The following is a 3,838-nucleotide window of genomic DNA, read 5'->3' as shown; positions in this document are numbered from 1 at the left end:
CATGTCGAACACGGTCGTTAAGCTCTTCAGCGCCGATGGTAGTTGGGGGCTTCCCCCTGTGAGAGTAGGACGTTGCCGGGCAAAAAATGAAAGCATTCCGTTGAGGGATGCTTTTTTTGTGTGCCCAGCATGGGTGTAATCTAAGGGTGAGAATCCCGAACAGCGAAGGTAGAAATAGCAGTAGCTTAACGCAAGGGGGCTAGTAGTGTTAAAAACTCCCGACAAAAAAGTGGTGGTTTATATTTAGTTGAGCGTCTAGGGCGTGAAGGAGATGTTGGGACTGCACAAGTAGCAGCTGGTGCCTAACTTCTTTTTTATCCCACAGATAAAAGAACTCCAATTGGTTTCCTGGAATTCGAGTCCTGAAGATGACAGGCAATAGAGGAGTGTATAGGAGTGTGTTGTATGTATTTGAGAAAAGAGGGTGTTTATTTTTGCTGTTAAAGCTTGGATGAACTTTTCTAATCTGATTAATTCTCTGAATTATGAGATCTCGGGAGACCTTCTAGTGTGTAGACGCAATGGAATTTTTTTATCTATTGCGTCTTTATTTTTTCTTCTTCTTAAATAAAAGCACCGAGAGCTAAGAACATCTAGACAAAAAATCTTTAGCAGCTTCATACCTTGATCTTGTGATCGTATTTTCCCCTCAGGCGGTTTATGTCTTCTCTAGGTGGAAAACCGAACATGCGGGAATATTCACGACTGAATTGGGAGGGGCTTTCGTAGCCGACTCGGAATGCGACATCGGCGGCATCTGTGGGCTCGGTTAATAATAGGCGCCTCGCTTCCTGCAGCCTTAGTTGTTTTTGGAATTGAATCGGAGTCATAGCGGTTATATCTTTAAAGTGTCTATGAAGTGAAGCCACACTCATATTGGCTTTTTCCGCAAGCTCTTCAATGCGGAAAGGGCGAGTATAGTTGGCTGTGATCTGTTCGATCATGTCTCTGATCCGATAGGCGTTGCTGCCTTCAATCGCCATTTGTTTCAGCGCATCCCCATGCGGACCTTGTAGAACCCTATAAAGAATTTCCTTCGTGAAGATAGGAGCAAGTACCGGGATATCTTTCGGATTGTCTAGTAAACTAACTAATCTAACTACTGCATCCAACAGAGATGTCTCTATTTTGCTGACAAACATAGCTCTTTTCGAAAGTTTTCTCGGTTCCTCTTGAATGTCAGAAGCACTTAAAACCTCTAAAATTTGACTAGGTGTAAATTCAAGTTTCAATGCCAAGTAGGGAGCTTCTGAGCAGGCTTTGATCACTTGCCCGGTCACTGGCAAATTAACCGATGCCACAAGGTAGTCACCGGGGCCATAGGTATAGCGCTGCTGTGCCAAGAATACCTCTTTCTCACCTTGGACGATCACGCAAAAAGATGGTTTGTACACTCCGTGAAGGGGTTCAGTAACATTAGATTCATTGATGAAGAACAAAGACGGGATAGTAGTCAGCTCAACACTGTCCTGCCTAGAATAACGCTCAATGAGTTTAGTTAGTTTATGCGGCTGTTCGTTTATTCGCTCAAACATAGGATTCTCCTTATTTTTGACAGTTTTTCTGTTCTCATTTTACCGTATATTGGTTGTTTGGGTAAGTGTTTGTGAGAGAATTAGGCAATCATTTGATACGAATGGGATAACGGTTGCTTTTTGGTATGTTGCATAATAAGGGTGCAAAGTTTTTTTATCGTTTTAACAGGTTGTTCCTTATATTTGAGCTTCGTACAGGAATGCCCTCAATCTTTAATTTACCTAGAAACACTTTTCATTTTAGTGAAAGAAATTCAAAAGAGGAGTGTGAGAAAGTGATTGAAAACAATTTAAAATCATAGCGGGTACAGGATTTGCTCGCCCAGCATGCTTACTAGTTAGTTACGCTTCAACGTTTAAGGCCCAAATCGTTCTTGAATACAAAGGGGTGTCTGTTAACCTAAAAGATTCCTCCGAGTCAATCATGAATGTTATGTCTTTAGGGATTAAGCCAGTTTAACATTTGGGCAGATGGGTGTGACGAGCTCGATGCTTTACAAACGATAGAAAGTTCCTTGAGTAAAATTCACTTAACCAAGTCTTGTTTTTCCTAATGGATGAATGATCCTTCACAAACAACCACCAATATTGATTGGTTATGGACGTTAGTGTGTCTCTTTTCAATTATTCTTAGCTTTATTCATAATAAAAAAAGTGAGGTAGAATTAAATGGAATATGTAAAACTTGGAAATACTGGTTTAGATATATCTAGGCTTTGTCTTGGCTGTATGAGCTTTGGTGTGGCAGAACGATGGATTCATCCATGGGTACTTGATGAGGAGAATAGTCGTCCTATTATTAAAAAAGCTCTTGAGCTTGGGATCAATTTTTTTGATACTGCGAATGTGTATTCAGATGGAACCAGTGAGGAAATTGTAGGGCGAGCACTAAAGGATTATGCCTATCGAGATGAAATCGTCCTCGCGACAAAGGCTTATTATCCTATGCACGAAGGACCAAATGGCAAAGGGCTTTCCCGAAAGGCCATAATGAGTGAAATAGACAAGAGCCTTATGAGACTTGGAACAGATTATGTCGATTTGTTCCAAATTCACAGATGGGATTACGATACTCCGATTGAAGAAACGATGGAAGCGCTACATGATATTGTAAAGGCTGGGAAAGCGAGATACATTGGGGCTTCTGCGATGTACGCATGGCAGTTTCTAAAAGCGCTACATATTGCCGAGAAAAATGGTTGGACCCGGTTTGTATCCATGCAAAATCACCTGAACCTTTTATATCGTGAAGAGGAAAGGGAGATGCTGCCCCTTTGTAAGGAAGAAAAAATCGGTGTGATTCCATATAGCCCACTTGCTTCAGGAAGATTGACACGTGATTGGGAGGAAACCACACATCGGTCCGAAACCGATGAAATTCAGAAATCAAAATATGATGCGACTGCACATACAGATAGATTAATCGTGGAACGTGTAGCCGAAATCGCAGAAAAACGCCGTGTTCCTCGTGTTCAAATTGCACTTGCATGGTTGTTGCAGAAAGAACCGGTCACCGCTCCTATCATCGGGGCGACGAAAGTGTCTCATCTCGAAAATGCGGTAGCTGCCCTTTCTATTACTTTAACACCTGAAGAAATTGCTTCGCTGGAAGAGCCTTATGTACCACACCAAATAGTTGGATTTAAGTAATGAGGGGTTGACTATTTAACCAAAATGAAAATGTGTAGGATATCCCTTTTTATTCATCGATAGACCGATGTTTTATCAAAGGGAGAGAGGAGATATGAAGGTATGTGGTGACATTCAAGTATAGAAATTAGTCTGCTCCTTAATGCAGCAATAGACCAGCTTTTGTGGACGAGCTTGGGAAGTTAGTGTGAGATTAATTAGGTTGAACAGTGGAGGTGATGGACGGGTAGTCACAATCTCCTTGAATTCGGAGAGGTAGTAAATCTCTATTTATATTATTAAAATAGGATTGAACCATTAATATAGGTAGAAAAGAGGGAGTCAACTGTTTTTGGTACAGTGGATTCTTTTTCTTTGTTGCTTATGTCTTTGAAGTGTGGTAAATTATTAAACCTAGCCGCAAAATTAATTTTAATCAACTATTGCGCAGAATTATTTAACGTGATATAGTATTACTTGTCGCCGTTAACGACTGATTGTCTCATAACGAATTGCGAAAATAACTTTTAAAAAAGTTATTGCGCAGAATGATTCGTTGTGTTATGATAGTAAATGTCGCTAACGAAGTGACACAATGTAGTTCTTTGAAAACTGAACAAAAGCCAAGCGAAAAGAGAAAACATGATTTTCTCGTCAATTTTAAGTGATTTTGT

The 3,838-nt window shown here is 40.5% G+C and carries 3 protein-coding genes and 1 rRNA gene; 3 read left to right on the top strand and 1 reads right to left on the bottom strand.

The annotated features are described in order from the left end of the window. Nucleotides 1-81: ribosomal RNA gene (rrf, locus tag PQ474_RS26825) — 5S ribosomal RNA — on the top strand; the annotation flags it as partial. 536 nt (nucleotides 82-617) lie between these two features. Here the strand turns inward: rrf and PQ474_RS25660 are convergent. Then, entirely contained in the window at nucleotides 618-1,535 is a 918-nt protein-coding gene (locus tag PQ474_RS25660; RefSeq protein ID WP_273848414.1) for an AraC family transcriptional regulator, read from the bottom strand. Between the two features lie 295 nt (nucleotides 1,536-1,830). Here PQ474_RS25660 and PQ474_RS26750 point away from each other — a divergent pair, with 295 nt between their 5' ends. Beyond that, nucleotides 1,831-1,995, top strand: coding sequence for an HPr family phosphocarrier protein (locus PQ474_RS26750; protein WP_390187285.1), 165 nt, complete (start codon nucleotides 1,831-1,833; stop codon nucleotides 1,993-1,995). Nucleotides 1,996-2,204: 209 nt separating this feature from the next. Continuing rightward, entirely contained in the window at nucleotides 2,205-3,185 is a 981-nt protein-coding gene (locus PQ474_RS25650) for an aldo/keto reductase (protein WP_273848413.1), read from the top strand. The last annotated feature ends 653 nt before the right edge of the window (nucleotides 3,186-3,838 follow it).

The organism is Halalkalibacter alkalisediminis (assembly GCF_028610705.1).
In the GTDB taxonomy this organism is placed as follows: domain Bacteria; phylum Bacillota; class Bacilli; order Bacillales; family Bacillaceae_D; genus Halalkalibacter; species Halalkalibacter alkalisediminis.
The sequence above is the reverse complement of the archived record's forward strand: the minus strand, read 5'-3'. Positions and strand labels throughout refer to the sequence as shown.